Source organism: Streptomyces sp. NPDC058579 (assembly GCF_042718575.1).
Lineage (GTDB): Bacteria > Actinomycetota > Actinomycetes > Streptomycetales > Streptomycetaceae > Streptomyces.
Genome location: NZ_JBHXPI010000020.1, coordinates 43,464 through 66,300, shown reverse-complemented (window position 1 = coordinate 66,300; position 22,837 = coordinate 43,464). Strand labels below are relative to the sequence as shown.

Genomic DNA, 22,837 nt, shown 5'->3' with positions numbered 1-22,837 from the left:
TTGCCCAGCACCGGATACACGGAGATGGGGTTCGGGGCCGGAGTCACCGTCCTGGTCGGTGCGGAGCGAGGTGCCTACCCCTACGCGAACTCGGTCCTCGTCCGCGGCACCGCAGAGACGTTGGTCATCGACCCGTCGCTGTCGCTCGTCGGGACGGCACCACCCGCGGACGTGGTCCTCGTGAGCCACGCACACGAGGACCACGTCGCGGCTCTGGGTGACTACGAGACGCCTGTCCACGTCCACGTACAGGACCTGGCCGCGCTGCGATCCCGCGCGGTGATGGTCGAAGGCTACGGCCTCCCTCCGGACGCCGCCGAGCACACCGACCTCATGCTGCGCGACCGTTTCCACGTCCGGGACCGCCCCGAGGCCAAGGGCTTCGAGGACGGCAGCGTCTTCGACCTCGGCGGCCGCACCGTGACCGTCGTACACCTGCCCGGACACACGGCGGGCCACTGCGGATTCCTGATCGAGCCGGACGGTTTCCTCTTCGTGGCGGACATCGACCTGACGTCGTTCGGCCCCTACTACGGAGACGTCGGCAGCAGCCTCACCGACTTCGAGGTGTCCATGCGCCGCTGCCGGGAGATCGACGCCCGCTGGTACGGCACGGCCCACCAGAAGGGCGTGATCGAGGGCGCCGCCGAGTTCTCCGAGCGCCTCGACGCGTTCGCCGGCGTGATGGCGGCGCGCGACGCGACCCTCCTGACGTTCCTCACCGAACCCCGGACCGTCGACGAGATCGCCGATCGCCGCCTGGTCTACCGCCGCCACGTCGAAGGCCCCCACGTGCTGCCGGTCGAGCGGCGGACCGCGGTGCAGCACGTGCACCGTCTGGCCCGCACGGGGCGGGTCGCCGAGGTCGAACCGGGACGGTTCCGCGCCACGTAGCGCGCACCGTCCGGGTGTCCTGGAGTCGCCGACTCCAGCGATCTCGACATGGATTCGATTTTCAGTAATTCAGCACCGGAATACAGGTACAGGGAGTCGCGAGTCATGGCCGCAGCGCAACACAGTGACGAGGAGACGTGCGACGTCGTAGTCATCGGCGCGGGAATGTCGGGCCTGATGGCGGCCACGACCCTCGCGGACAAGGTCGACGTCGTGGTGGTCGAGGCCGAGGACCGGCCGGGCGGACGGGTCGAAACGGTCCGGAAGGGCGAGTACTGGATCAACGTCGGCACCCAGTTCACGGAGGGAACCGGGCCGTTGATCGACGCTCTCGACCGGCACGGCATCGAGATGGGGTCCCTGGCCGACACGAGCGTGGCGCTCGTCCTCAACGGTGAACTGGTCGACACGTCCGACGTGCTCGCCCTCATGTTCCGTACCCGCATGAGCTTCATGGACCGGGTCGGCATGGCCTTGGTCGGTGCCCGCATCCTCTCCGCGGTCCCGTTCCTGGAGTCGGACGGCCGCTTGGCGAAGAGGGTGCGGGCCAGGCTCGACAGGCGTCCCGCGTCGGACCTCCTGCGCGGCGTCCGCTCCGAGCTGACCCGGGCCGTGGTCCGGTCCTGGTCGGGGCAGTGGATGGGGTGTGAGCCGGAGGAGACGGCGGCGACACAGCTCGTGGCATCGATCGCAATCGCCCTGACGGACCCGGCGAAGGTCCCGAACTTCGCCCTGCCGGTCGGCGGCAATCAGACTTTGACCGACATCCTGGCCACGGACCTCGGCGACCGCCTTCGGCTCGGGTCGACCGTCCGGTCCGTGGAGAGGAGCGGAGACGGCGTCGTCGTGAACCACGTCGTCGCGGGCCGCCCGGCGCGCATTCGCGCCAAACGCGCCATCGTGACGGTTCCCAGCGATATCGCCTCGCGGATCCTTCCCGACCTTCCCCGGAGGCACCGGGAAGCCTTCGACGACATCCGCTACGGCCGGTACGTGATCGTCGGCTTCTTCACCGAAGAGGAGGGCCCTCAGCCCTGGGACGGACTCCTCGGCGTGTCCACGCCGCAGCTCTCCTTCCAGGCTGTGTTCAACCACGCCGCCGCCCTGCGCAAGAACGGCCCGAGAAAGCCGGGCGGCGCGCTGGCGTGCTTCGCCGGTGGCGCCTCGGCCGACACCCTCTTCAAGCTCTCCGACGAAGAGATCGTCGCTCGATTCTCCGGGGACCTGCTCACGGTCTACCCCCAGCTCGAAGGGAAGCTCGGGGAGGGAATCGTGCGACGTCACCCTCGCGTGGTGCCGTTCTGGGCACCCCGGGGGCGCGAATCGTTGCCGACGCTGCACGCCCCCCTCGGACCGATCCACCTCGCCGGCGACTATCAGCTCGACATGCCGTCGCTCGCCGACGCGGCCACGTCGGGCGAGAACGCGGCGAAGGCGGTTCTGTCGAGCCTGGGCCACTGATCCTTCGGCCTGGCCGGCCCGCCACGACGGCACGGGGCCGGCCGCTAAAAGATCGGCAACCAGATCCGGTTGACCCTCACCCCCTGGCGCCCCGCCCCGCACAGACAGGAGCCCCTCCACGGAACGGACGGGCTCCTGGCGTCGGACGCGGGGCCGTGGCACCTCAGCCTCCTCGCGGCTTCAGAGGACAGACGTCGATTGCCCCCGAGGTCAGGCCGCCCGCCAACTGCGCCACGATCACATCGCCCGCCTACTCCTGGGCGGACTCCAGTCCCATCCCGTACGGGCACCCGCTCGAGCCTCCTCGCGCATCTTTCTCCCGTTTCGCCGGAGCGTAAGGAGATTCGGCGGCCACACCCAGGGCGATCTCGATCGGCTCGATCAGCCCAGGAAGGTCAACCGCACCTGGCGCTCCGGGTTGTCCTTGTTCGTGTCGACGAGGCAGATCGACTGCCAGGTGCCCAGCTCCAGGCGTCCGCCCAGGACCGGCAGCGTGGCGTGGGGTGGGACCAGGGCGGGGAGGACGTGGTCGCGGCCGTGGCCCGGGGAGCCGTGGCGGTGTTGCCAGCGGTCGTCCGCCGGGAGGAGGTGGTGCAGCGCCGTCAGGAGGTCGGTGTCGCTGCCCGCGCCGGTTTCCAGGATGGCCAGGCCGGCTGTGGCGTGGGGGACGAAGAGGTTGAGGAGGCCGTCCTGGGCCGGGGCGGTCTCGGTGAGGAAGTCCGCGCAGGCCCGGGTCAGGTCGGTGACCGTCTCCGAGGAGCCGGTGGTGAGCGTCAGGACGCGGGTGCTGAAGGTCGACATGGGGCCATCCTGCCGCCCACAGCGCGGGACGGCGCGTCCACGCTCCGAGACGCCGTTGACCGCCACCGGAACGAGTCGCTACGTTCGCGCCATGTTGCGTACAGCCCTGCTCACCACGCGCGGTCACATCGACCTGCTGCGGGTGGCCTCCGCCGCGTGTCGTCGCGGCTGCTGACGCCCTCTCACACCCTGAGTTCTCTGCGCTGACCCCCCTCATCGCCTGCCGTTTCCGGCGTGTGTGTGGGCGCTGACGCGTATTCATCTCCCTTTTCTTTCCCTCCCTGCGGAGTGCCCTCATGACGGTCGGCCATGCCCCGCCCGCTTCACTGCCGGATATATCCCCCGTTTCGCTACTTGAGGAGGTGACCCCGGCCGCTCGTAGCCGTTCCGGGCGGATCGCGCGGACGCCTCGCTGGCTGCGGCGGGCCGTCGGGCCCCTGCTGCTGCTCGTCGCCTGGCAGGTGCTCAGTTCGGCCGGTGTCCTGCCCGCCGACGTGCTCGCCTCCCCCGGGACCATCGCCCGCGCCGGTGGCGAGCTGATCGCCGACGGCACCCTGCCGCACGCCATGGGCGTCTCGCTCCAACGCGTCGCCGTCGGGCTGCTGTTGGGCGGCGCGATCGGGGTGTCGCTCGCGCTGGTCTCCGGGCTCTCGCGGCTCGGCGAGGACCTCGTCGACGCGACGGTGCAGATGCTGCGGACCGTGCCCTGGGTGGGGCTCATCCCGCTGTTCATCATCTGGCTCGGCATCGGCGAGGCGCCCAAGGTGGCGCTCATCGCACTCGGTGTCGCCTTCCATCTATATCTGAACGTGTACGCCGGTATCCGGGGCGTCGACGCCCAACTGGTCGAGGCCGGCGAGTCGTTGGGGCTCAAGCGCTGGGGGCTGATCCGGCACGTGGTGCTGCCCGGGGCGCTGCCGGGTGCCATGACCGGGCTGCGGTACTCCCTCGCGACCGCGTGGCTCGCGCTCGTCTTCGGGGAGTCGATCAACGCCGACGCCGGCATCGGCTTCCTGATGAACCAGGCGCGGGAGTTCTTCCGTACCGACGTCATCGTCGTCTGCCTCGTCGTCTACGCCTTCCTCGGCCTGCTGGCCGACGCCGTCGTCCGTACTCTCGAAAGGCTGCTGCTGCAATGGCGACCGACCTTCACCGGGCAGTGACCGTCGAGGGGCTGACCCGCTCCTTCGACGGCCGTCCCGTCATCGACGACCTCGATCTGACCCTGCGGGCGGGCGAGTTCACCGCGCTCCTCGGGCACAGCGGCTGCGGCAAGTCGACGCTCCTTCGGGTCCTTGCGGGGCTCGACCGGGAGATCTCCGGGACCGTCCTCGTCCCCCGGCGCCGGGCGGTCGCCTTCCAGGCGCCCCGTCTGATGCCGTGGAAGCGGGTGTGGCGCAACGTGCTGCTCGGGCTGCCCGGCAGGCCCGAACGGGCCGTCGCCGAGCGGGCGTTGGAAGAGGTCGGGCTCAGTCAGCGCTCGGGCGCCTGGCCCAAGACACTGTCCGGCGGCGAGGCCCAGCGCGCCTCGCTCGCCCGCGCCCTCGTCCGGGAACCCGACCTCCTGCTGCTCGACGAGCCGTTCGGGGCGCTCGACGCGCTCACCCGCATCAAGGCCCAGCGTCTGGTGGCCGAGTTGTGGCAGCGGCGCGGGTGCGCGGTGCTGCTCGTGACGCACGACGTCGACGAGGCGCTGCTCCTCGCCGACCGCGCCCTTGTGATGCGGGACGGCGTGATCGCGTACGACACCCCCGTCGCCCTCGACCGCCCCCGCGCCGCCGGCGACCCCGCCTTCGCCGCCCTGCGCTCCCGCCTCCTCGCCGAACTCGGCGTCGAGGCCGAGCTCCCCGCCGTCCACCAAGCCGCCTGACCTCCGCGACCCGAGACCCGAGAGACCCGTCATGAAGCGCTCACTCCTGCCCGCTGTTCTCCTCCTGCCCCTCGCGCTGCTCGCCTCCGCCTGCTCCTCCCCCTCCTCAGCCGACTCCGGCGCCGGCTCCAACTCCGACGGCAAGGGCTCCGTCGTCCTCAACGTCGGTGACCAGAAGGGCGGTTCGGAAGCCGTCCTGCGCGCGGCCGGCGAACTCGACGATCTGCCCTACCGCATCCAGTGGTCGACCTTCACCTCCGGACCACCGCTCCTGGAGGCGGTCAACGCCAAGGCCGTCGACATCGGTTCGGTCGGCAACACCCCGCCCGTCTTCGCCGCCGGCGCCGACTCGAAGATCACCGTCGTTGCCGCCACCCACAGCGACTCGGCCGGGGAGGCGATCCTCGTGCCGACGGATTCGCCGATCCGCACGCCCCAGGATCTGAAGGGCCGGACGGTCGCCGTCGCCCAAGGCAGCTCCGCCCACTTCCAGTTGGTCGCCTCGCTCAAGCAGGCGGGGCTCTCGCTCGACGACATCGAGGTGACCCTGCTCCAGCCCGCCGACGCGCTCGCCGCGTTCACCAGCGGCAAAGTCGACGCGTGGGCCGTCTGGGACCCGTACACCTCGCAGGTGCTCGCGAACGGCAAGGCGCGGATCCTGACCGACGGCCGGGGCGTCGTCAACGGGCTCGGTTTCTCGGTCGCCTCGCCCGCCGCGCTCGCCGACAAGGAGAAGGCCGCGGCGATCGGCGACTTCATCGACCGGCTGCGGCGCGCCCAGGACTGGGTCCACGACCACCCGGACGTCTGGGCGAAGGTCTGGGCGAAGGAGACCGGGCTGCCCTACGAGGTCGCGCTCGCCGCCGTGAAGCGCAGCAGCGGCACCCGGATCGCGGTTGCTATCGACAAGGAGGCCATCGCCTCCGAGCAGGCGATCGCCGATACCTTCGCCGAACTGAAGCTGATCCCACGGAAGTTCGACTTCGCCGACTACGTCGACACCCGCTTCAACAAGAACCTGCCGCCGTCCACCACCGCGCCGCGCGGCTACGGAAAGGGATCCACCTCATGACCGTCCATCTGCACTGGTTCCTGCCGACCGGCGGCGACGGCCGTACGCTCGTCGACCGGCACGCCTACACCGACGGCGGCATCACCCGGTCCCGCGCCGTGACCGGCGTACGCGCCCCCGACATCGAGTATCTGGCGCAGATCGCCAAAGCGGCCGAGCAGTTGGGCTTCGAGGCCGTGCTGACCCCCACCGGCACGTGGTGCGAGGACGCCTGGCTGACGACTGCGGCGCTCGCCCAGCACACCGAGCGGCTCAAGTTCCTGGTGGCGTTCCGCCCTGGCGTGATCTCGCCCGTCCTCGCGGCGCAGATGGCCGCCACCTATCAGCGGATCACCCGGGGGCGGCTGCTGCTCAATGTCGTGACCGGCGGCGACTCGGTGGAGCAGCGGCGCTTCGGCGACCATCTTGACCACGACCGGCGCTATGCCCGCACGGCCGAGTTCCTGAAGGTCGTGCGCGGGGCGTGGACCGGGCAGCCGTACGACTTCGAGGGCGAGCACTACCAGGTGGAGGGCGCGCTCACCGCCCTGCCGCCGGACCCCCTGCCGGAGATCTTCTTCGGCGGCTCGTCGGCGGCGGCCGGGCCGGTCGCGGCGGAGCACGCGGATGTGTATCTGACCTGGGGCGAGCCGCCGTGGCAGGTCAAGGAGAAGATCGACTGGATCCGGAAGCTCGCCGAGGAGCGCGGGCGTGAGGTGCGGTTCGGCATCCGGCTGCACACCATCTCCCGGGATTCCGCGCGCGAGGCGTGGACGGTGGCGGACCGGCTGCTGTCCGACCTCGACGCGGAGACGATCGCGGCGGCGCAGCAGACGCTCGGCCGCAGCGAGTCGGTCGGTCAGCAGCGGATGCTGGCGCTGCACGGCGGCGGCTCGCTCGACCGGGACAAGCTGGAGATCGCGCCGAACCTGTGGGCGGGCGTGGGTCTCGTACGGGGTGGGGCCGGCACCGCGCTCGTGGGCAGCCACGCCGATGTCGCCGACCGGATCGAGGAGTACCACGACCTCGGAGTGGAGCACTTCGTGCTCTCCGGCTACCCGCATCTGGAGGAGGCGTACTGGTTCGGGGAGGGCGTGACCCCCGAGCTGGCGGCGCGCGGACTCCTGCCGAGGATCCCCGCCTCACCGCTGCTCGGCGTCCCGGCCGCCAACGGGCGCCCGGCGTCCGCGCCCGGCGGCGCCCCGCTGCTCCTGGCGGGCGGCGGGCGGTAGGCGGCAGGCGCGCGGTGATCGGCGGGTGAGGGACGCGGTGCCCGGTGTCCCCTTCTGGGGTGGGGGACACCGGGCACCGCTTGCCGTACGGGAAGATCCTCGACCCCTCCACGGTTAGTGGAATCGTGAACGATTTCGGGGTACGAGACGTGGACGTCGTCGTCATCGGCGCGGGCCAGGCCGGGCTCTCCGCCGCCTACCACCTGCGCCGCACCGGCCTGCTCCCCGACCGGGACTTCGTCGTCCTCGACCATGCCCCGCGCCCCGGCGGCGCCTGGCAGTTCCGCTGGCCCTCGCTCACGTACGGCAAGGTCCACGGGATGCACGCGCTGCCCGGCATGGAACTGACCGGGGCCGACGACCGTCGGCCCTCGTCCGAGGTGATCGGCGCGTACTTCGCGGCCTACGAGGACCGCTTCGACCTGCGCGTCCACCGCCCCGTGGAGGTGCGCGCCGTCCGTGAGGGCGAGGGCGGCCGGCTGCTCGTGGAGACCTCGGAGGGGACGTACGCCACCCGCTCGCTGATCAACGCGACCGGCACCTGGGACCGCCCCTTCTGGCCCCGCTACCCGGGCCAGGAGACCTTCCGCGGCCGCCAGCTGCACACCGCGAACTACCCGGGCCCCGAGGAGTTCGCAGGTCAGCGGGTGATCGTCGTGGGCGGCGGAGCGTCCGGGACCCAGCACCTGATGGAGATCGCCGAGGTCGCGGCGGAGACGACCTGGGTGACGCGGCGCGAGCCCGTCTACCGCGAGGGCCCGTTCGACGAGACGGTCGGCCGGGCGGCGGTCGCCCTGGTCGAGGAGCGGGTACGGAAGGGGCTGCCGCCGCAGAGCGTCGTCTCCGTCACGGGCCTGCCGCTCACCGACGCCATCCGCGAGGCCCGTCGGCGCGGTGTCCTGGACCGGAACCCCATGTTCGACCGCATCACCCCGACCGGTGTGGCCTGGGCCGACGGCCGGACCGTCGACGCCGACGTGATCCTCTGGGCCACGGGCTTCCGCGCCGCGATCGAGCACCTGGCCCCGCTCCGGCTGCGCGAGCCGGGTGGCGGCATCCAGGTGGAGGGGACGCGCGCGGTACGCGACGAGCGCGTCCATCTCGTCGGGTACGGGCCTTCGGCCTCGACGATCGGCGCCAACCGCGCCGGGCGCGCGGCCGTCACCGAGATCCGCCGCCTCCTGGAGCGGGAGCGGGAACAGGAGCTCGAGCCGGAGCCGGCCGCCGCCAGGTAAGCGTCAGCCCTCTCCCCTGGCCGCGCGGCGGACAAGGTTGAACTCCTCGACGTTCGCCTGGTGTTCGGCGTAGTCGGCGGTGAACCGGGTGTCCCCCGGCTGCACGGTCACGAAGTACAGCCAGTCACCCTTGGCCGGTTCGATGGCTGCCGTCATCGCCTGCTCCCCCGGGTTCCCGATCGGGGTGGGCGGGAGGCCGGTGCGCTCGTAGGTGTTGAAGGGGCTCTCGATCTTAGTGTCCGCGTGGGTGGTGTCCACGGTGGAACGCCCCAGGGCGTAGTTCAGGGTCGAGTCCATCTGGAGCGCCATGCCCCGAGCGAGCCGGTTGTAGACGACCCGGGCGACCTTGCCCATGTCCTCGGTCGTGTCTGCCTCCGCTTGGACGATGCTCGCGATGATCACCGTCTGGTGCACGCTCACGCCGTTGCGCTGGGCGCCCGCCGTGATGTGCTCGGCGCCGAAGCGCTTGCCCGCCGTCTGGACCATGTACCGGAGCAGGCTCTCCGGGGTGGTCGCCGACACGACCGGATAGGTCGCGGGGAAGAGGTACCCCTCGGGGTTGCCCTGGGTGGCGGCCGGCAGGCCCAGGGGGGTGACCGGGGTGTCGGCGGCCTTGCGGGTGGTGCCCGCGGCGAGGCCGAGGGAACGATCGACGGCCGTATAGACCTGTCCGGCCCGCCAGCCCTCGGGGATGAGCAGGGTCCGCTGCTTCTCGGGGGCGGGCTTCTCCTCGCCGCCGAGGAGAAGCAGGGGAACGGTGATCGCCGCCGCGGCCACGGCGAGGGCGGCGCCGATGAGTAGGGCGATCCGGCCGCGCCGGGTGAGCCGGGGGCGGCGGCGACGGTGTTCGGGCTGCCAGGACCGGTACGTCATGGGCGCACGCTAACCCGGCCCGCTCGCGAATCCGGGGAGCCCCGACACGCGGCGGCGCCGCCGGCCCCCTGGGACGGGGGACCGACGGCGCCGCTTTTCCTGCCGGGCGAACCGGACGGAAGGTCGGACGAGCCAGCCGTCAGACGAGCCAGCCCAGGAAGTGGAGGACGCCGGCGAGCAGGTTGGTGATGACGTTCATGGTGGTGCTTCTCCTTGTGCAAAGTGCATCTGCGGGACAGTGCGCGGTCGCGGTCTGCAGCCCGTCGCTTGCGCACCGTAATCATCAGCTGTCACAAGGGAGTTGAGCAACGAATCCCGGAACGATCACACGTTCTGGGGAACAACCGCTCCCACGTTCGCGTGTTCGTCCCTGCGCACCAGGGCCGCGTACCGGCCGTCGCGGGCGAGGAGCTCCTCGTGGGTGCCGCGCTCGGCGATCCGGCCCGCGTCGAGGACCACGATCTGGTCGGCGTCCCGGACGGTGGAGAGCCGGTGGGCGATGGTGATCGTGGTGCGTCCGGCGGAGAGGGCGTCGATGGCCTGCTGGACGGCGTGTTCGGTACGGGTGTCCAGGGCGCTGGTCGCCTCGTCGAGGATGAGCACGGGCGGGTCGCGCAGGATGGTGCGGGCGATGGCGAGGCGCTGCTTCTCGCCGCCCGAGAAGCGGTAGCCGCGCTCGCCGACGAGGGTGTCGTACCCGTCGGGCAGGCCGGCGATGTGGTCGTGGATCTGCGCGGCGCGGGCGGCCTCGTGGATCTCCTCGTCGGTGGCGTCGGGCTTGGCGAAGCGCAGGTTGTCGGCGACCGAGGCGTGGAAGAGGTACGTCTCCTGGGAGACCACACCGACCGCCCGGGCGAGGGTGTCGAAGTCGAGCTCGCGGACGTCGACGCCGTCGAGGAGGACCCGGCCGCCGGTCACGTCGTAGAGCCGGGGCACGAGATAGCTGAGGGTGGACTTGCCGGATCCGGTGGGGCCGACCACGGCGAGGCTGCCGCCGGCCGGGACGGCCAGGTCGACGGCGTCGAGCGTGGGCCGGCCGGCGTTCTCGGGGTCGTAGCGGAAGTCGACGTTCTCGAACGTGACCTCGCCGCTGATCTTCGGGAGCCGGACCGGGTCTGCGGGCTCGGTGATGTCGACGGGCAGGTCGAGGTACTCGAAGATCCGCTGGAAGAGCGCGAGCGAGGTCTGCATCTGGACGCCGGTGGAGAGCAGGCTCACCGTCGGCCGGAAGAGGCCCTGCTGGAGCGAGACGAAGGCGACCAGGGTGCCCAGCGAGATCGCGGGGCCGCCGGTCTGGAGGGCGAGGCCCGCGGCCCAGTAGATCAGCGCGGGCATGGCCGCCATGACGATGCCGATGGTGGACATCCGCCAGCGTCCGGCCATCGAGGAGCGCACTTCGAGGTCGACGAGGCGCTCGGACTCTTCGGCGAAGGACCTGGTCAGCGAGTCGGAGCGGCCCATGGTGCGGCCGAGCAGGATGCCGCTGACGGAGAGCGACTCGGTGACGGTCGCGGCCATGACGGCCATCTGCTTCTGCCGCTGGGTGGTGATCCTCTTGCGCTCGCGGCCGACGCGGCGGCTGATCCAGACGAAGACCGGCAGCAGGAGCAGCGAGACGACGGTGAGGCGCCAGTCGAGCGCGAGCATCGCGACGACGGTGGCGACGACGGCGGTGAGGTTCGAGACGAGGGAGGTGGCGGTCGAGGTGACCGTCGCCTGCATGCCGCCGATGTCGTTGGCGATCCGGGACTGGACCTCGCCGGTGCGCGTGCGGGTGAAGAAGGCGAGCGGCATCCGCTGCAGTTGGCCGTAGACCGCGGTGCGCAGGTCGTGCATCACGCGCTGGCCGACGGTGGTGGAGATCAGCGTCTGGAGCACGCCGAAGACGCTGGTCATCACGGCGGTGGCGATCATGCCGAGGGCGAGCAGACTGAGCAGCCCGGTGCGGCCCTGCGGGATCGCGACGTCGAGGATCTCCTTGAGCAGGAACGGCGAGGCCACCGACACCAGGGACGAGGCGCCGACGAGCAGGCCGACGACCGCGAGCCTGCCGCGGTAGGGACGGAAGAGCCGCAGGATGCGCCGCGTCTGGGCGGGCTCCTTCGGCTGCGCGGGATCGCGTGGGGGAGGTGTCCATTCGGACTCTTCGTGGTGACGCATGGGCTCCTACGAGGGTGTGAGAGGTCAGAACGATCAGAGCATAGCTCACTGTTACCTATACTCACAATGAACCAGGTCCTGATATTGTTCCCCCATGAACAGCCCCGACGCCGACGGCCTCCTCGCCGAGCAGCTCCTCCGCCTCACCCGCCGGCTGCAGCGCAGCCAGAAGCGGCTGCTCGAGCCGGTCGGCATCACCCCCGCCCAGTCCCGGCTGCTGCGCACGGTCGCGCACTACGAGCAGCCGCCCCGGATGGCCGATCTCGCCGCGCGCCTGGAGGTGGTCCCCCGGGCCGTCACCAGCCTCGTGGACGGTCTGGAGGCCGCGGGGCGGGTCCGCCGCGTGGCCGATCCGACGAACCGACGGGTCATCAGGATCGAGCTGACGGACACCGGTCGGGAGACGCTGCGCGCGTTGCGCAGCGCGCGTCGCGCGGCCGCAGAGGACATCCTTGCTCCATTGACCGTCGACCAGCGCGAGGTGCTCGGAGGTCTGCTGTCCGCTCTGGTCGACCACGTGCCGGAGCGCCGCTGCTGACCGCTCGGGTGCCGGGAGCGCCGAGGGGATCCGTGACATGCCACTGCTGGAGCCGAACCCGCAGGCCCTGCGCCCCGGTACGGAGCGCAGGCCTGCCCCCGACCGGGTCCCCGACCTCCAGTCCCGGGGCACCCCGCGCCGACTGCGGGAGGAGCTGGAAGCGCTCCTCGGCCCCGAGAAGGTCCTCTCGAAGATCTCCGACCTCGTGCGGTACGCCTCCGACGCCAGCCCCTACCGCTTCGTGCCGCAGGTCGTGGTGGTCGCGGAGGACATCGACGACATCTCCGCCATCCTGTCGTACGCCCACGGCAAGGGTCGCGAGGTGGTCTTCCGGGCGGCCGGGACCAGTCTGAACGGGCAGGCGCAGGGCGAGGACATCCTCGTCGACGTGCGCCGGCACTGGGTCGGCGTCGAGGTCCTCGACGGCGGCGTCCGCGCCCGGATCCGCCCCGGCACCACCGTCGTCCGGGTCAACGCGGCCCTCGCCCGGCACGGCCGGGTCCTCGGCCCCGACCCGGCGAGCGCCGTCGCCTGCACGATCGGCGGGGTCGTCGCCAACAACGCCTCGGGCATGACGGCGGGGACGACCAGGAACTCGTACCGTACGGTCTCCTCCCTCACCGTCGTGCTGCCGAGCGGCACCGTCGTGGACACCGGCGACCCGGCCGCCGACGAGGAGCTCGCCCGCGCCGAGCCCCGCCTCTGCGCGGGACTGATGGAGCTGAGGGCCGAGATCGAGGCGGACGCGGAGCTGGTGGACCGGATCCGCGCCAAGTACGCCATCAAGAACACGAACGGCTACCGCCTGGACGCCTTCCTGGACGGCGCGACGCCGGTGGAGATCCTGCGCGGGCTCATGGTCGGCTCGGAGGGCACGTTCGGCTTCATCTCCGAGGTCGTCTTCGACACGCTCCCGCTGGACCGCCGGGTCTCCACGGCGCTGCTCTTCTTCCCCTCGCTGACCGCCGCTGCCGCCGCCGTGCCGCGCTTCAACGAGGCCGGGGCGATCGCGGTCGAGCTGATGGACGGCAACACCCTGCGGGCCTCGGTCAGCGTCGCCGGAGTGCCCGCCGACTGGGCGGAGCTGCCCAAGGAGACGACGGCGCTCCTGGTGGAGTTCCGCGCCCCGGACACCGCCGCGCAGGAGGCGTACGAGCGGGCGGCCACCGCCGTCCTCGCGGAGCTCGAACTGGTCGCGCCCGTCGCCTCGGTGGACAACGCGTTCACCCGCGACCCCGGCAGGATCGGCGGGTACTGGAAGGCCCGCAAGGCGTTCGTGACGGCGGTGGGCGGCTCGCGCCCCTCCGGTACGACGCTGATCACGGAGGACTTCGCCGTGCCGCCGGCCCGGCTCGCCGAGGCCTGCGCCGACCTCCTGGAGCTGCAGTCCCGGCACGGCTTCGACGCGGCCGTGGCCGGTCACGCGGCCCACGGCAACCTGCACTTCCTGCTGGCCTTCGACGCCGGCGATCCGGCGGACGTGGAGCGGTACGCCGCGTTCATGGACGAGTTCTGCAAACTGACGGTGGAGCGGTTCGACGGCTCGCTCAAGGCCGAGCACGCGACCGGCCGCAACATCGCCCCGTTCCTGGAGCTGGAGTGGGGGCCGAGGGCGACGGAGCTGATGTGGCGGATCAAGGAGGTCGTCGACCCCGGCGGGGTGCTCGCCCCTCGGATCGTCCTCGACCGCGACCCGCAGGCCCATCTCCGGGGCCTGAAGACGATCCCGAGGATCGAGGCGATCGCCGACCCGTGCATCGAGTGCGGCTTCTGCGAACCGACGTGTCCCAGCCATGATCTGACGACGACTCCGCGGCAGCGCATCGTGCTGCGCCGGGAGGTGATGCGCCAGGGCGACGGCTCCGCCGTGGAGGCGAGTCTCCTGGAGGCGTACGGCTACGACGCCGTGGACACCTGCGCGGGCGACTCCACCTGCAAGCTGGCCTGCCCGGTCGGGATCGACACCGGGGCGCTGATGAAGGAGTTCCGCCACCAGCGGCACTCGACGCGCGAGGAGCGGATCGCGGCGCTGGCGGCCAGGAACTTCCGGGCCGTGGAGGCCTCTGCGCGGCTCGCGGTCGCGGCGGCCGACCGGATCGGCGACCGGATCCTGGGAGCGGCGACCGGCCTGGCGCGCAAGGTGGTCCGGCCCGATCTCGTACCGGAGTGGCTGCCGGAGATCCCGGGCGCGGCCGGCCGCCGGCTCCCCCGGACGCACCGCCCGGCGGCCGTCGCCGTGTACTACCCGGCCTGTGTGAACCGGATCTTCGGTGGCCCGGAGGGGCGGCGTGGCCCGTCGCTGCCGGAGGCGGTGGTGGCGCTCTCCGGCCGGGCGGGCCGGCCCGTGTGGATCCCGGACGACGTGGCCGGTACGTGCTGCGCGACGATCTGGCACTCCAAGGGGTACGAGCGGGGCAACGAGGTGATGGCCAACCGGATCGTGGAGGCGGCCTGGGGCTGGACGGCGGGCGGGCGGCTGCCGCTGGTGGTCGACGCTTCCTCGTGCACGCTCGGCATCGCCCATGAGGTGGTGCCGTATCTCACGGACGACAACCGGGAGTTGCACGCGGCGCTGACCGTCGTCGACTCCCTGGTGTGGGCGGCGGACGAACTGCTGCCCCGGCTCGACGTGCGCCGCACGGTGGAGTCTGCGGTGGTCCACCCGACCTGCTCGATGCGGCACCTGGGGGACGAGGAGCAGCTGACGGCGCTGGCGCGGGCGTGCGCCGAGGAGGTCGTCGTACCGGCCGACGCGGGCTGCTGCGCCTTCGCGGGCGACCGGGGCATGCTGCATCCGGAGCTGACGGCCTCGGCGACCGCCCGTGAGGCGGCCGAGGTGACGGCGCGTCCGTTCGAGCTCCATCTGTCGGCGAACCGGATGTGCGAGATCGGTATGGACCGGGCGACGGGCCGGATCTACCAGTCGGCCCTGCTCGCGCTCGAGCGCGCGACGCGTCCCTGACGGTCCGTCACCCTTTTGGCGACGGATGACGAGGGCCCTTACCCCATGTGGGTGACGGGCCCTTGTCGTCCGCGTGGTCCGGCGACGCGGAATGAAAGAGTCCAACCACCCGTCGTATGAGTCCAATCCGCGCCCTTGCGCACCACCAGTCCCTGCGGCCAGGGTCCTGAGCGGGATTCATGAGCCAGCCGTGCACACAGCTACTGGAGGTTCCATGAACGACAACGCACCGCAGCCGCCGAGCCGCCGCTCCGTTCTGCGGACCACGGCCGGGGTCGCGGGAGCGGGCATCGGCCTCGGCGCCCTGGGCACCGGAAGCGCCGAGGCCGCCACGCCGGAGGCGGCCGCGGCCGCCGAGCAGCTCGCCGGACAGACCGCAGGGGCGCCCCGCCGCAGAGGCGCCACCATGGCGAACGTCCCCTTCACCAAGCGCTCCACGGTCCGGGTCGGGATCGTCGGCCTCGGCAACCGGGGCGGCAGCATGATCGACCTCTTCCTGATCCTCCCCGGGGTGCGGGTGGTCGCGGTCTGCGACCCGGTCCGCGACAAGACGGAGCGCGCCGCCGCCAAGGTCGTCGCCGCCGGACAGCCGTCCCCGGCCGTGTACACCAACGGCGAGGACGACTACGAGAACCTCTGCAAGCGCACGGACGTCGACTTCGTCTATGTGGCGACGCCGTGGGAGCTCCACTTCGAGATGGCGAAGACGGCGATGCTGAACGGCAAGCACGTCGGCGTCGAGTGTCCGGTCGCGATGACGCTCAAGGACCTGTGGGAGCTGGTCGACCTCTCCGAGCAGACCCGCCGCCACTGCATGCAGCTGGAGAACTGCTGCTACGGCCGCAACGAGATGCGTGTCCTGCGGATGGCGCACGCGGGCAAGTTCGGCAAGCTGCTGCACGGGGCGGGGGCGTACAACCACGACCTGCGCGAGCTGATGTTCTCGCCGACGTACTACGAGGGGCCGTGGCGCCGCCTCTGGCACACCCGGCTGCGCGGCGACCTCTACCCGAACCACGGCTTCGGTCCGGTCGCCAACTACATGGACGTCAACCGGGGCGACCGGGTGGTCAGCATCAGCAGCTTCGGCACCCCGGCGCTCGGGCTCGCCGAGTACCGGGCGAAGCACATGCCGGCGGGCGACCCGAGCTGGAAGGAGTCCTACATCGGCGCCGACCGGGCGATCAGCGTCGTCCAGACGGCGAAGGGGCGCGTGATCCGCCTGGAGCACGATGTCTCGACCCCTCACCCGTACAGCCGGATCAACAGCCTCGGCGGCACGCTGGGGGTGTTCGAGGACTATCCGGAACGGATCTATCTGGAGCCGGACCACCAGGGTCACCAGTGGGGCGACTTCGCGGCGTACGCGAAGGACTTCGACCACTGGCTCTGGAAGGAGCACGCCAATCCGCCGGGCGGTCACGGCGGGATGGACTACATCATGCTCTACCGGCTGACGCAGTGCATGCGGCTCGGTCTGGTCCCCGACTTCGACGTCTACGACGCGGCGACCTGGACGGCTCCGGTGCCGCTCAGCCATGACTCGATCAAGGCCAAGGGCGCGCCGCAGGCGATCCCCGACTTCACGCGCGGCGAGTGGGAGAAGGCCCGGTCCGGCGTGGACTCGGTGAAGCCCGCCTAGGACGACGATGGCCGCACCCGCTCGGGGAGCGGGTGCGGCCGTCTCTGTCGCGGGGAGGCGACAGATCAGGGGGTACGGCGGATCAAGAGGCCGGTCACGCCGTGTGCGCGGTCACGCCGTGTGCAGAGTCAGTCCGTAGCGGCCCAGGATCTCGTTGACCGGCTGGAACCAGGTGTTGCCGCCCGAGGAGCAGTTGCCCCAGCCGCCGGACGTCACGCCCTGGGCCTGGTCGCCGGTGATGAACGAGCCGCCCGAGTCGCCTCCCTCGGCGCAGACGTCGGTTCGGGTCATCTGGTGGACCGCGCCCACGTCGTAGTTGACGGTCTCGTTCTTGCCGAGGACCGTGCCGCAGTGCCACTTGGTCGTGGAGCCGGAGCGGCAGATGGAGGAGCCGACCGGGGCCTCCCAGGAGCCGCGCACCAGCCGGTCCGAGGTCTGCCCCCAGCCGATGACCACGGGCACGGTCCACCAGCCGTAGCCGGTGCTCACCCACGCCATGTCGTCGCCGGGGAACGAGGAGCCCTGGAACCAGCCCATGTCGGAGCCGTCCCAGCCGCGCACGAAGGTGCCGGGCGTGCCGCAGTGCCCGGCCGTGACGAAGCCGCCATACACCGAGAAGCCGATGGAGCAGCGGTACTGGTGGGTGTAGTACGGGTCTCCGCCGACGGTCCCGGCGGCGAAGGTGGCCGGTGTCGCGTTCACCTTCTCGACCCGTACGGGTCCTGCGGCGCGGGCGCGGTCGAGGAAGGCCTTGACGTCGGCCTTGGCCGCCCGGTCGGCGGCGACCTGGACGACCACCTGGTTGGTCCGTACGTCGACGTGCCAACTGCCCACGGCAGCCGGTGCCTTGAGGCGATCGATGCGTCGCTTGACGGCGTCGAGCCGGGCGGCGGAGTGGGTGACCACTCGGGCGTCGGCGCCGGTCTTCCGTACGGCCTCTGCCTTCTGGCGGTTCGTCACGGCGACGGTGAGCCTGCCGCTGTCGGCGTCGAACCAGGTGCCGGCGAAGTCGGCGCCCGCCGCCCGTTCGGCGGAGGGCTGGACGGCGAACGCCGCCTTCTCCTGGGCGAGTCGGGTGCGCGCCCCCTGCTCGGTGAGGCCGAGGTCGCGCTGCATGGCGGCGATCAGTCCGGGTGAGGCGTCGGGGTCGGGGGCCGCGGCGGCCGCGGTCGTGGGAGCGAGCGCGGCGCCGCCCCAGGTGGCGACGAGGAGGAAGGCGGAGAGGACGGTCCGTATGCCGGTTCTCCCGGCGCGGCTGGTTCCACTGGTTCGTCTCACGGTGGTGAACCCTTCTGCTGTTCCTGTGGCGTGGGGTGGGAACATCAGGTGCTCATGGCGGTGCCGAGAACTCTCCGCGTGGCGCTTTGAGAGCGCTCTCCGGAGGGAGAGAGTAGGGGCTCCGCCGATACCTGCACAGGGGTCCGTGCCGAAATCACGGGCGGCCGCGCGAGACCGGGAGGGTCTGGGCGACCTTGGCCTGTTCTGTACCTCGATGCGGAAAATCGGTTGCCGCGGGCCGTCGCCCGGCGCGAACCTTGCACGGTTTCAGCCATCCTCCGACACATCGGAATCCCGGGACGCCATGCAGATTCGCGATCTACCGTACGCCGACCCAGGGGTCCCCGATGTCCGCTCGGGCACCCGGTTCCTCCTCTGGCTCGGCCGCCATCAACTGGGCGGGCAGGTGAGGGCACTTCTGTGGGGTCTGCTCCTGCAGCTCTCCATCGTCGGCCTCTCCCTCGCCGTCGGCCTCGCCGTGCAGGCCGTCGTGGACCGCGACGGCGGACGGCTCGCGCTCGTGGGCGGGCTGCTCGCCCTGCTCGGCGCGGGCATCGCGGTCGGCGACATGATGCTGCACCGCACCGCCGTGACGAACTGGATCACCGCCGCCGCCCGCGTCCAGCAGCTCCTCTCGCGCAAGACCGCCGAACTCGGCTCGGTCCTCACCCGGCGGGTCGCGGCCGGTGAGGTCGTGGCCGTCTCCACCGGCGACGTCGAGAAGATCGGCTGGTTCGTCGAGGCGCTGTCCCGGTTCGCCGCCGCCGCGCTGACCGTGGTCCTGGTCTGCGTGGGCCTCGTGGTCTACCAGCCCGCCCTCGGCGTGGTCGTCGCGGTGGGCGTGCCGGTGCTCATGCTGGCCGTCCTGCCGCTCCTCCCCCGCGCCACGCGCAGGGCCGACATCCAGCGCGAGAAGGCGGGCCGGGCGACCGAGCTCGCCTCGGACACCGTGGCCGGACTGCGGGTGCTGCGCGGCATCGGCGGCGAGGAGCTGTTCCTCGGCCGCTACCGCGCCGCCTCCCAGGAGGTCCGGCGCGCGGCCGTCCGCAGCGCCCGGATGTGGGCCCTGATCGCGGCCGTCCAGGTCCTGCTCCCCGGTCTGCTCATGGTGGGCGTGCTCGCCTACGGAGCGCGCCTCGCGCTCGACGGGCGGATCGCGGTCGGTGAACTGGTCACGGTCTACGGAGCGGTGGCGCTGATGCTCCATCCGCTGCGGCACTTCGAGGAGATCGCCATGGCGTACTCCTTCTCCCGGCCCTCCGCCAAGCGAGCGGCCCGGGTCCTCGGGCTCGCGCGGACCAGCACGACCACGGCGCCCGCGGACGGGCACGGCGAGGCGACCGGCGACCTGTACGACCCGGTGACCGGGCTGCTCGCGCCCGCCGGCCTCTTCACGGCCGTCGTCTGCGGCGACCCGGACGCGGCCGGCCGGCTCGCGGACCGGCTCGGCGGCCACCCGACGGAGCCGGGCGAGGGCCACACCTCGGTCCTGCTCGGCGGGGTGCCCCTCGACGAACTGGACCTGGACACCGCCCGCACGGCCGTCCTGGTCCAGGACAAGGACCCGGTCCTGCTCTCGGGCACGCTCCACGAGCTGCTCGACGTGCCCGCCTCTGGCGCGGTCACGCCCGAGGACGCCCTGGCCGCGGCGCAGTGCGGGGACGTCCTCGACGCGCTCGCGCAGGCGTCCGTGGACACCGACGGCGACCCGATGAGGACGCGGATCACCGAGCGCGGCCGGTCCCTCTCCGGTGGCCAGCGCCAGCGCCTCGCGCTGGCCCGGTCCCTGGTGACGGACCCGGAGGTGCTGGTGCTCGACGAGCCGACCTCGGCGGTCGACTCGCACACCGAGGCGCGCGTCGCCGCCGGGGTGCGCGCGCTGCGCGAGGGCCGTACGACGGTGGTCCTGGCCTCCTCGCCGCTGCTGCTCGACCGGGCTGACCGGGTGGCCCTGGTCCACGACGACGAGGTGGTGGCCATCGGCACGCACCGCGAGCTGCTGCGGACCGAACCGCGCTACCGGGCCGTCGTCACCCGTGAGACGGACGACGAACAGGCCCTGGGGAAACAGGTGTTGGAGACGAGGCTCGAAGACGAGAAGCTCGAAGCCGAGCTGGAAGGAGAGACGGCATGATCGGCCTGGCGCCACCGGCGTACGACCCGGCGGCCCCCACGTCCGCGACAACCCTGCCCGTGGGGACGGCGGCGACCGTACGTGGCTACGTACGCGAGCTGCTGCGCCGCCACCGCACGGCGTTCGCCCTGCTCGTCGGCGTCAACATGGTCGCGGTGATCGCCTCGATGGTGGGCCCGTACCTCCTCGGCACGGTCGTCGAGCGGCTCTCGGAGGGCACGCGCGAGCTGCATCTGACGCGTACGGTCGCCCTGTTCGTGGCCGCTCTCCTCGTCCAGACCGTCTTCGTGCGCCTGGTACGGCTGCGCGGCGCGATGCTGGGCGAGGAGATGCTGGCCGACCTGCGCGAGGACTTCCTCGTCCGCTCTGTCGGGCTGCCGCCCGGCGTCCTGGAGCGGGCCGGGACCGGTGACCTGCTGTCCCGTATCACCACGGACATCGACCGGCTCGCCAACGCCATGCGGGAGGCCGTTCCCCAGCTGGCGATCGGTGTCGTCTGGGCCGGTCTGCTGGTCGGCGGTCTCCTCGTCACCGCGCCCCCGCTCGCCCTGGCCATCGTGATCGCGGCCCCGCTGCTCGTCGTCGGCTGCCGCTGGTACTTCCGGCGGGCGCCGTCGGCGTACCGCTCGGAGGCCGCCGGGTACGCGGCGGTCGCCTCGGTCCTCGCCGAGACGGTCGACGCGGGCCGCACGGTCGAGGCGCACCGCCTGGGCGGACGGCGCGTCGGCCTGTCGAACCGGCGGATCCGGGAGTGGACGGCGTGGGAGCGGTACACCCTCTTCCTGCGCTCGGTGCTGTTCCCGGTCGTCAACCTGACCCACACCCTCGTCCTGTCGGGCGTCCTGCTGCTCGGTGGGGTGTTCGTGCTCAAGGGCTGGATCGACGTAGGCCAGCTGACCACCGGCGCACTGCTCGCCCAGATGCTGGTCGAGCCGGTCGGGATCATCCTGCGCTGGTACGACGAGCTGCAGGTGGCCCAGGTGTCGCTGGCCCGACTCGTGGGCGTCCACGAGATCGAGCCGGACGCGGGCGACGGGGCCGTGCGCCCCGAGGGCCGGGACGTCCGCGCCGACGAGGTGCGCTTCGGCTACCGCGAGGGCGTCGACGTGCTGCACCGGGTGTCGATGGACCTCGCCCCGGGGACCCGGCTCGCGCTGGTCGGCCCGTCCGGCGCCGGCAAGTCGACGCTCGGCCGGCTGCTCGCGGGCATCTACGCCCCGCGCACCGGTTCGGTGACGCTCGGCGCGGCCGAGCTGGCGCGCATGCCGGCCGAGCGGATCCGCGAGCACGTGGCCCTGGTCAACCAGGAGCACCACGTCTTCGTCGGCTCGCTCCGCGACAACCTGCTGCTCGCGCGGACGGGCGCGGAGGACGCCGAGCTGTGGGCGGCGCTCGGCGCGGTCGACGCGGACGGCTGGGCGCGGGCCCTGGAGGAGGGCCTGGAGACCGAGGTCGGCTCGGGCGGGCTCGCGCTCACCCCGGCGCAGGCCCAGCAGATCGCCCTGGCCCGGCTCGTCCTCGCCGACCCGCACACGCTGGTCCTGGACGAGGCGACCTCGCTCCTCGACCCGAGGGCGGCGCGTCATCTGGAGCGCTCGCTGGCCCGGGTCCTGGACGGCCGTACGGTCGTCGCGATCGCCCACCGGCTGCACACGGCGCACGACGCGGACGTGATCGCGGTGGTCGAGGAGGGCCGGATCAGCGAGCTGGGCAGCCACGACGAGCTGGTCGCGGCGGACGGCGCGTACGCCGCGCTGTGGAGGTCGTGGCACGGGTGACATGCGCGTGGGCCCGCCCCCGGATCTCTCTCCAGGGGCGGGCCCACGCGTCGTACCGCGCTGTCAAAGGCTCGCTACAGATACCCGAGCGCCGAGGCCCCGCCCACACCGCCGAGCAGCATGAACGCCGGCATCAGGACCTTCAGCTCGACCCAGCTGCCCGCGCGGAACCGCATCCCCTTCGGCGGGCCGATCGGGTACCAGCGCTTGCGCCCCACCGGGATCGGCCACAGGATCGGGCAGCCGGAGACGGTCAGGGCGTCGCCGATGTCGTGCACGAGGGCGCCGAGGACGATCGGCAGGCCCAGCCAGAGGTACTCCTGCCCGGGGGCGGTGAAGAGCCAGTCGGCGCCGTTGCCCGGCTGGTCCAGGACGCCCGCGAGGATCCAGGCGCTGGTGGCACCGAGCAGCCAGACCAGGATGTCGCTGGACATCCGGGCGGCCCGCCACAGCAGCCCTTCCACGGCGAGCACGAGGTGGACGAAGAGGATCGCGAGGACGGCCCAGCGGCCGCCGGTGATGGCCAGGACCGAGGCTCCGGCGCCGATGAGGACCGCCCAGAGCCAGGTGTGAGTGAGCGTGCGGTGCCCGCCGGAGCGGCGGGGGTCGGCGCTGGAGCGGGTCGCCTTGTAGACGGCGTACGAGAGCTTGTCGACGATCTCGCACAGGCCCTTGGAGACCGGTCCGAAGGCGCGCGAGATCGTCGCGGACTTGTGGTCGAGGTCGGGGGCGAGGGCCGCGCCCGCGCAGATGAGCGCTCCGACGACGACAACCGGCCACGGCATGGGGTGGCCGGCGGCGGCAGCGGCCGCTCCGACGCCCAGCCAGGCCGCCGCTCCGGACAGCGAGTGCGCCGGTCCCATCATGGTTGTCCCCGCCCCATTCCTCCGGTGCCGGCGCTCAGTTGACGACCGGTCGACGGGTCAGC

At 72.0% G+C, this 22,837-nt stretch carries 17 protein-coding genes; 12 read left to right on the top strand and 5 right to left on the bottom strand.

What is annotated here, in order from left to right; translation table 11 throughout:
- Both ACFWRO_RS22210 and ACFWRO_RS22205 read left to right on the top strand, forming a co-directional pair.
- A complete protein-coding gene (locus tag ACFWRO_RS22210; RefSeq protein WP_384512796.1) occupies positions 1–894 on the top strand; it encodes an MBL fold metallo-hydrolase in 894 nt (297 codons plus the stop codon).
- Between the two features lie 105 nt (positions 895–999).
- Positions 1,000–2,355: a flavin monoamine oxidase family protein gene (locus ACFWRO_RS22205; protein WP_384512795.1), complete on the top strand. Its 1,356-nt coding sequence runs from the start codon at positions 1,000–1,002 to the stop codon at positions 2,353–2,355.
- Positions 2,356–2,736: 381 nt separating this feature from the next.
- On the opposite strand, the gene ACFWRO_RS22200 is transcribed toward ACFWRO_RS22205, so the two are convergent.
- Positions 2,737–3,156 carry a secondary thiamine-phosphate synthase enzyme YjbQ gene (locus ACFWRO_RS22200; protein ID WP_384512794.1) on the bottom strand — a complete coding sequence of 140 codons (420 nt, stop codon included), beginning with the start codon at positions 3,154–3,156 and terminating at the stop codon, positions 2,737–2,739.
- Between the two features lie 296 nt (positions 3,157–3,452).
- Here ACFWRO_RS22200 and ACFWRO_RS22195 point away from each other — a divergent pair, with 296 nt between their 5' ends.
- The 5 genes from ACFWRO_RS22195 (at position 3,453) to ACFWRO_RS22175 (ending at position 8,544) form a co-directional block, all read left to right on the top strand.
- Positions 3,453–4,319 (top strand): ABC transporter permease, encoded by an 867-nt coding sequence (locus ACFWRO_RS22195; RefSeq protein WP_384512793.1) that lies wholly within the window; start codon positions 3,453–3,455, stop codon positions 4,317–4,319.
- Complete coding sequence (locus tag ACFWRO_RS22190) at positions 4,292–5,026, top strand: ABC transporter ATP-binding protein (RefSeq protein ID WP_384512792.1); 735 nt, start codon at positions 4,292–4,294, stop codon at positions 5,024–5,026. Before ACFWRO_RS22195 ends, ACFWRO_RS22190 begins: the two co-directional genes overlap by 28 nt.
- Before the next feature lie 31 nt (positions 5,027–5,057).
- Entirely contained in the window at positions 5,058–6,098 is a 1,041-nt protein-coding gene (locus ACFWRO_RS22185) for an ABC transporter substrate-binding protein (RefSeq protein ID WP_384512791.1), read from the top strand.
- Positions 6,095–7,309, top strand: coding sequence for an LLM class flavin-dependent oxidoreductase (locus ACFWRO_RS22180; RefSeq protein WP_384512790.1), 1,215 nt, complete (start codon positions 6,095–6,097; stop codon positions 7,307–7,309). Before ACFWRO_RS22185 ends, ACFWRO_RS22180 begins: the two co-directional genes overlap by 4 nt.
- Before the next feature lie 125 nt (positions 7,310–7,434).
- Entirely contained in the window at positions 7,435–8,544 is a 1,110-nt protein-coding gene (locus ACFWRO_RS22175; protein ID WP_384512789.1) for an NAD(P)-binding domain-containing protein, read from the top strand.
- 3 nt (positions 8,545–8,547) lie between these two features.
- Here ACFWRO_RS22175 and mltG read toward each other — a convergent pair whose 3' ends face one another.
- Both mltG and ACFWRO_RS22165 read right to left on the bottom strand, forming a co-directional pair.
- The gene (gene mltG, locus ACFWRO_RS22170; RefSeq protein ID WP_384512788.1) at positions 8,548–9,417 is read right to left on the bottom strand and encodes an endolytic transglycosylase MltG; all 870 of its coding nucleotides are present in this window, start codon (positions 9,415–9,417) and stop codon (positions 8,548–8,550) included.
- Positions 9,418–9,741: 324 nt separating this feature from the next.
- The gene (locus ACFWRO_RS22165) at positions 9,742–11,577 is read right to left on the bottom strand and encodes an ABC transporter ATP-binding protein (protein WP_384512787.1); all 1,836 of its coding nucleotides are present in this window, start codon (positions 11,575–11,577) and stop codon (positions 9,742–9,744) included.
- A gap of 94 nt (positions 11,578–11,671) precedes the next feature.
- On the opposite strand from ACFWRO_RS22165, the gene ACFWRO_RS22160 reads away from it, so the two are divergent.
- The 3 genes from ACFWRO_RS22160 (at position 11,672) to ACFWRO_RS22150 (ending at position 16,719) form a co-directional block, all read left to right on the top strand.
- The gene (locus ACFWRO_RS22160; protein WP_384512786.1) at positions 11,672–12,115 is read left to right on the top strand and encodes a MarR family winged helix-turn-helix transcriptional regulator; all 444 of its coding nucleotides are present in this window, start codon (positions 11,672–11,674) and stop codon (positions 12,113–12,115) included.
- A 37-nt stretch (positions 12,116–12,152) separates the two neighbouring features.
- Positions 12,153–15,077: an FAD-binding and (Fe-S)-binding domain-containing protein gene (locus ACFWRO_RS22155; RefSeq protein WP_384512785.1), complete on the top strand. Its 2,925-nt coding sequence runs from the start codon at positions 12,153–12,155 to the stop codon at positions 15,075–15,077.
- 214 nt (positions 15,078–15,291) lie between these two features.
- Positions 15,292–16,719, top strand: coding sequence for a Gfo/Idh/MocA family protein (locus ACFWRO_RS22150; RefSeq protein ID WP_384512784.1), 1,428 nt, complete (start codon positions 15,292–15,294; stop codon positions 16,717–16,719).
- 111 nt (positions 16,720–16,830) lie between these two features.
- Here ACFWRO_RS22150 and ACFWRO_RS22145 read toward each other — a convergent pair whose 3' ends face one another.
- Positions 16,831–17,997 (bottom strand): S1 family peptidase, encoded by a 1,167-nt coding sequence (locus ACFWRO_RS22145; RefSeq protein ID WP_384512783.1) that lies wholly within the window; start codon positions 17,995–17,997, stop codon positions 16,831–16,833.
- Between the two features lie 304 nt (positions 17,998–18,301).
- Between ACFWRO_RS22145 and ACFWRO_RS22140 the strand changes: the two genes are divergently transcribed.
- Together ACFWRO_RS22140 and ACFWRO_RS22135 are read left to right on the top strand one after the other, a co-directional pair.
- Positions 18,302–20,131: an ABC transporter transmembrane domain-containing protein gene (locus ACFWRO_RS22140; RefSeq protein ID WP_384512782.1), complete on the top strand. Its 1,830-nt coding sequence runs from the start codon at positions 18,302–18,304 to the stop codon at positions 20,129–20,131.
- Complete coding sequence (locus tag ACFWRO_RS22135) at positions 20,128–21,909, top strand: ABC transporter ATP-binding protein (RefSeq protein ID WP_384512781.1); 1,782 nt, start codon at positions 20,128–20,130, stop codon at positions 21,907–21,909. The genes ACFWRO_RS22140 and ACFWRO_RS22135 overlap by 4 nt, the downstream gene beginning before the upstream one ends.
- A gap of 74 nt (positions 21,910–21,983) precedes the next feature.
- Here the strand turns inward: ACFWRO_RS22135 and ACFWRO_RS22130 are convergent, their stop codons facing one another.
- Positions 21,984–22,775, bottom strand: coding sequence for a metal-dependent hydrolase (locus ACFWRO_RS22130; protein WP_315890593.1), 792 nt, complete (start codon positions 22,773–22,775; stop codon positions 21,984–21,986).
- Positions 22,776–22,837 lie beyond the last annotated feature (62 nt).

Excerpts from the sequence above, each read along its gene's own strand:
- ACFWRO_RS22205 (WP_384512795.1), top strand. The coding sequence starts at position 1,000 with ATGGCCGCAGCGCAACACAGTGACGAGGAGACGTGCGACGTCGTAGTC.
- ACFWRO_RS22200 (WP_384512794.1), bottom strand. The coding sequence starts at position 3,156 with ATGTCGACCTTCAGCACCCGCGTCCTGACGCTCACCACCGGCTCCTCG.
- ACFWRO_RS22195 (WP_384512793.1), top strand. The coding sequence starts at position 3,453 with ATGACGGTCGGCCATGCCCCGCCCGCTTCACTGCCGGATATATCCCCC.
- ACFWRO_RS22190 (WP_384512792.1), top strand. The coding sequence starts at position 4,292 with ATGGCGACCGACCTTCACCGGGCAGTGACCGTCGAGGGGCTGACCCGC.
- ACFWRO_RS22185 (WP_384512791.1), top strand. The coding sequence starts at position 5,058 with ATGAAGCGCTCACTCCTGCCCGCTGTTCTCCTCCTGCCCCTCGCGCTG.
- ACFWRO_RS22180 (WP_384512790.1), top strand. The coding sequence starts at position 6,095 with ATGACCGTCCATCTGCACTGGTTCCTGCCGACCGGCGGCGACGGCCGT.
- mltG (WP_384512788.1), bottom strand. The coding sequence starts at position 9,417 with ATGACGTACCGGTCCTGGCAGCCCGAACACCGTCGCCGCCGCCCCCGG.
- ACFWRO_RS22165 (WP_384512787.1), bottom strand. The coding sequence starts at position 11,577 with ATGCGTCACCACGAAGAGTCCGAATGGACACCTCCCCCACGCGATCCC.
- ACFWRO_RS22160 (WP_384512786.1), top strand. The coding sequence starts at position 11,672 with ATGAACAGCCCCGACGCCGACGGCCTCCTCGCCGAGCAGCTCCTCCGC.
- ACFWRO_RS22155 (WP_384512785.1), top strand. The coding sequence starts at position 12,153 with ATGCCACTGCTGGAGCCGAACCCGCAGGCCCTGCGCCCCGGTACGGAG.
- ACFWRO_RS22150 (WP_384512784.1), top strand. The coding sequence starts at position 15,292 with ATGAACGACAACGCACCGCAGCCGCCGAGCCGCCGCTCCGTTCTGCGG.
- ACFWRO_RS22140 (WP_384512782.1), top strand. The coding sequence starts at position 18,302 with ATGCAGATTCGCGATCTACCGTACGCCGACCCAGGGGTCCCCGATGTC.
- ACFWRO_RS22135 (WP_384512781.1), top strand. The coding sequence starts at position 20,128 with ATGATCGGCCTGGCGCCACCGGCGTACGACCCGGCGGCCCCCACGTCC.
- ACFWRO_RS22130 (WP_315890593.1), bottom strand. The coding sequence starts at position 22,775 with ATGATGGGACCGGCGCACTCGCTGTCCGGAGCGGCGGCCTGGCTGGGC.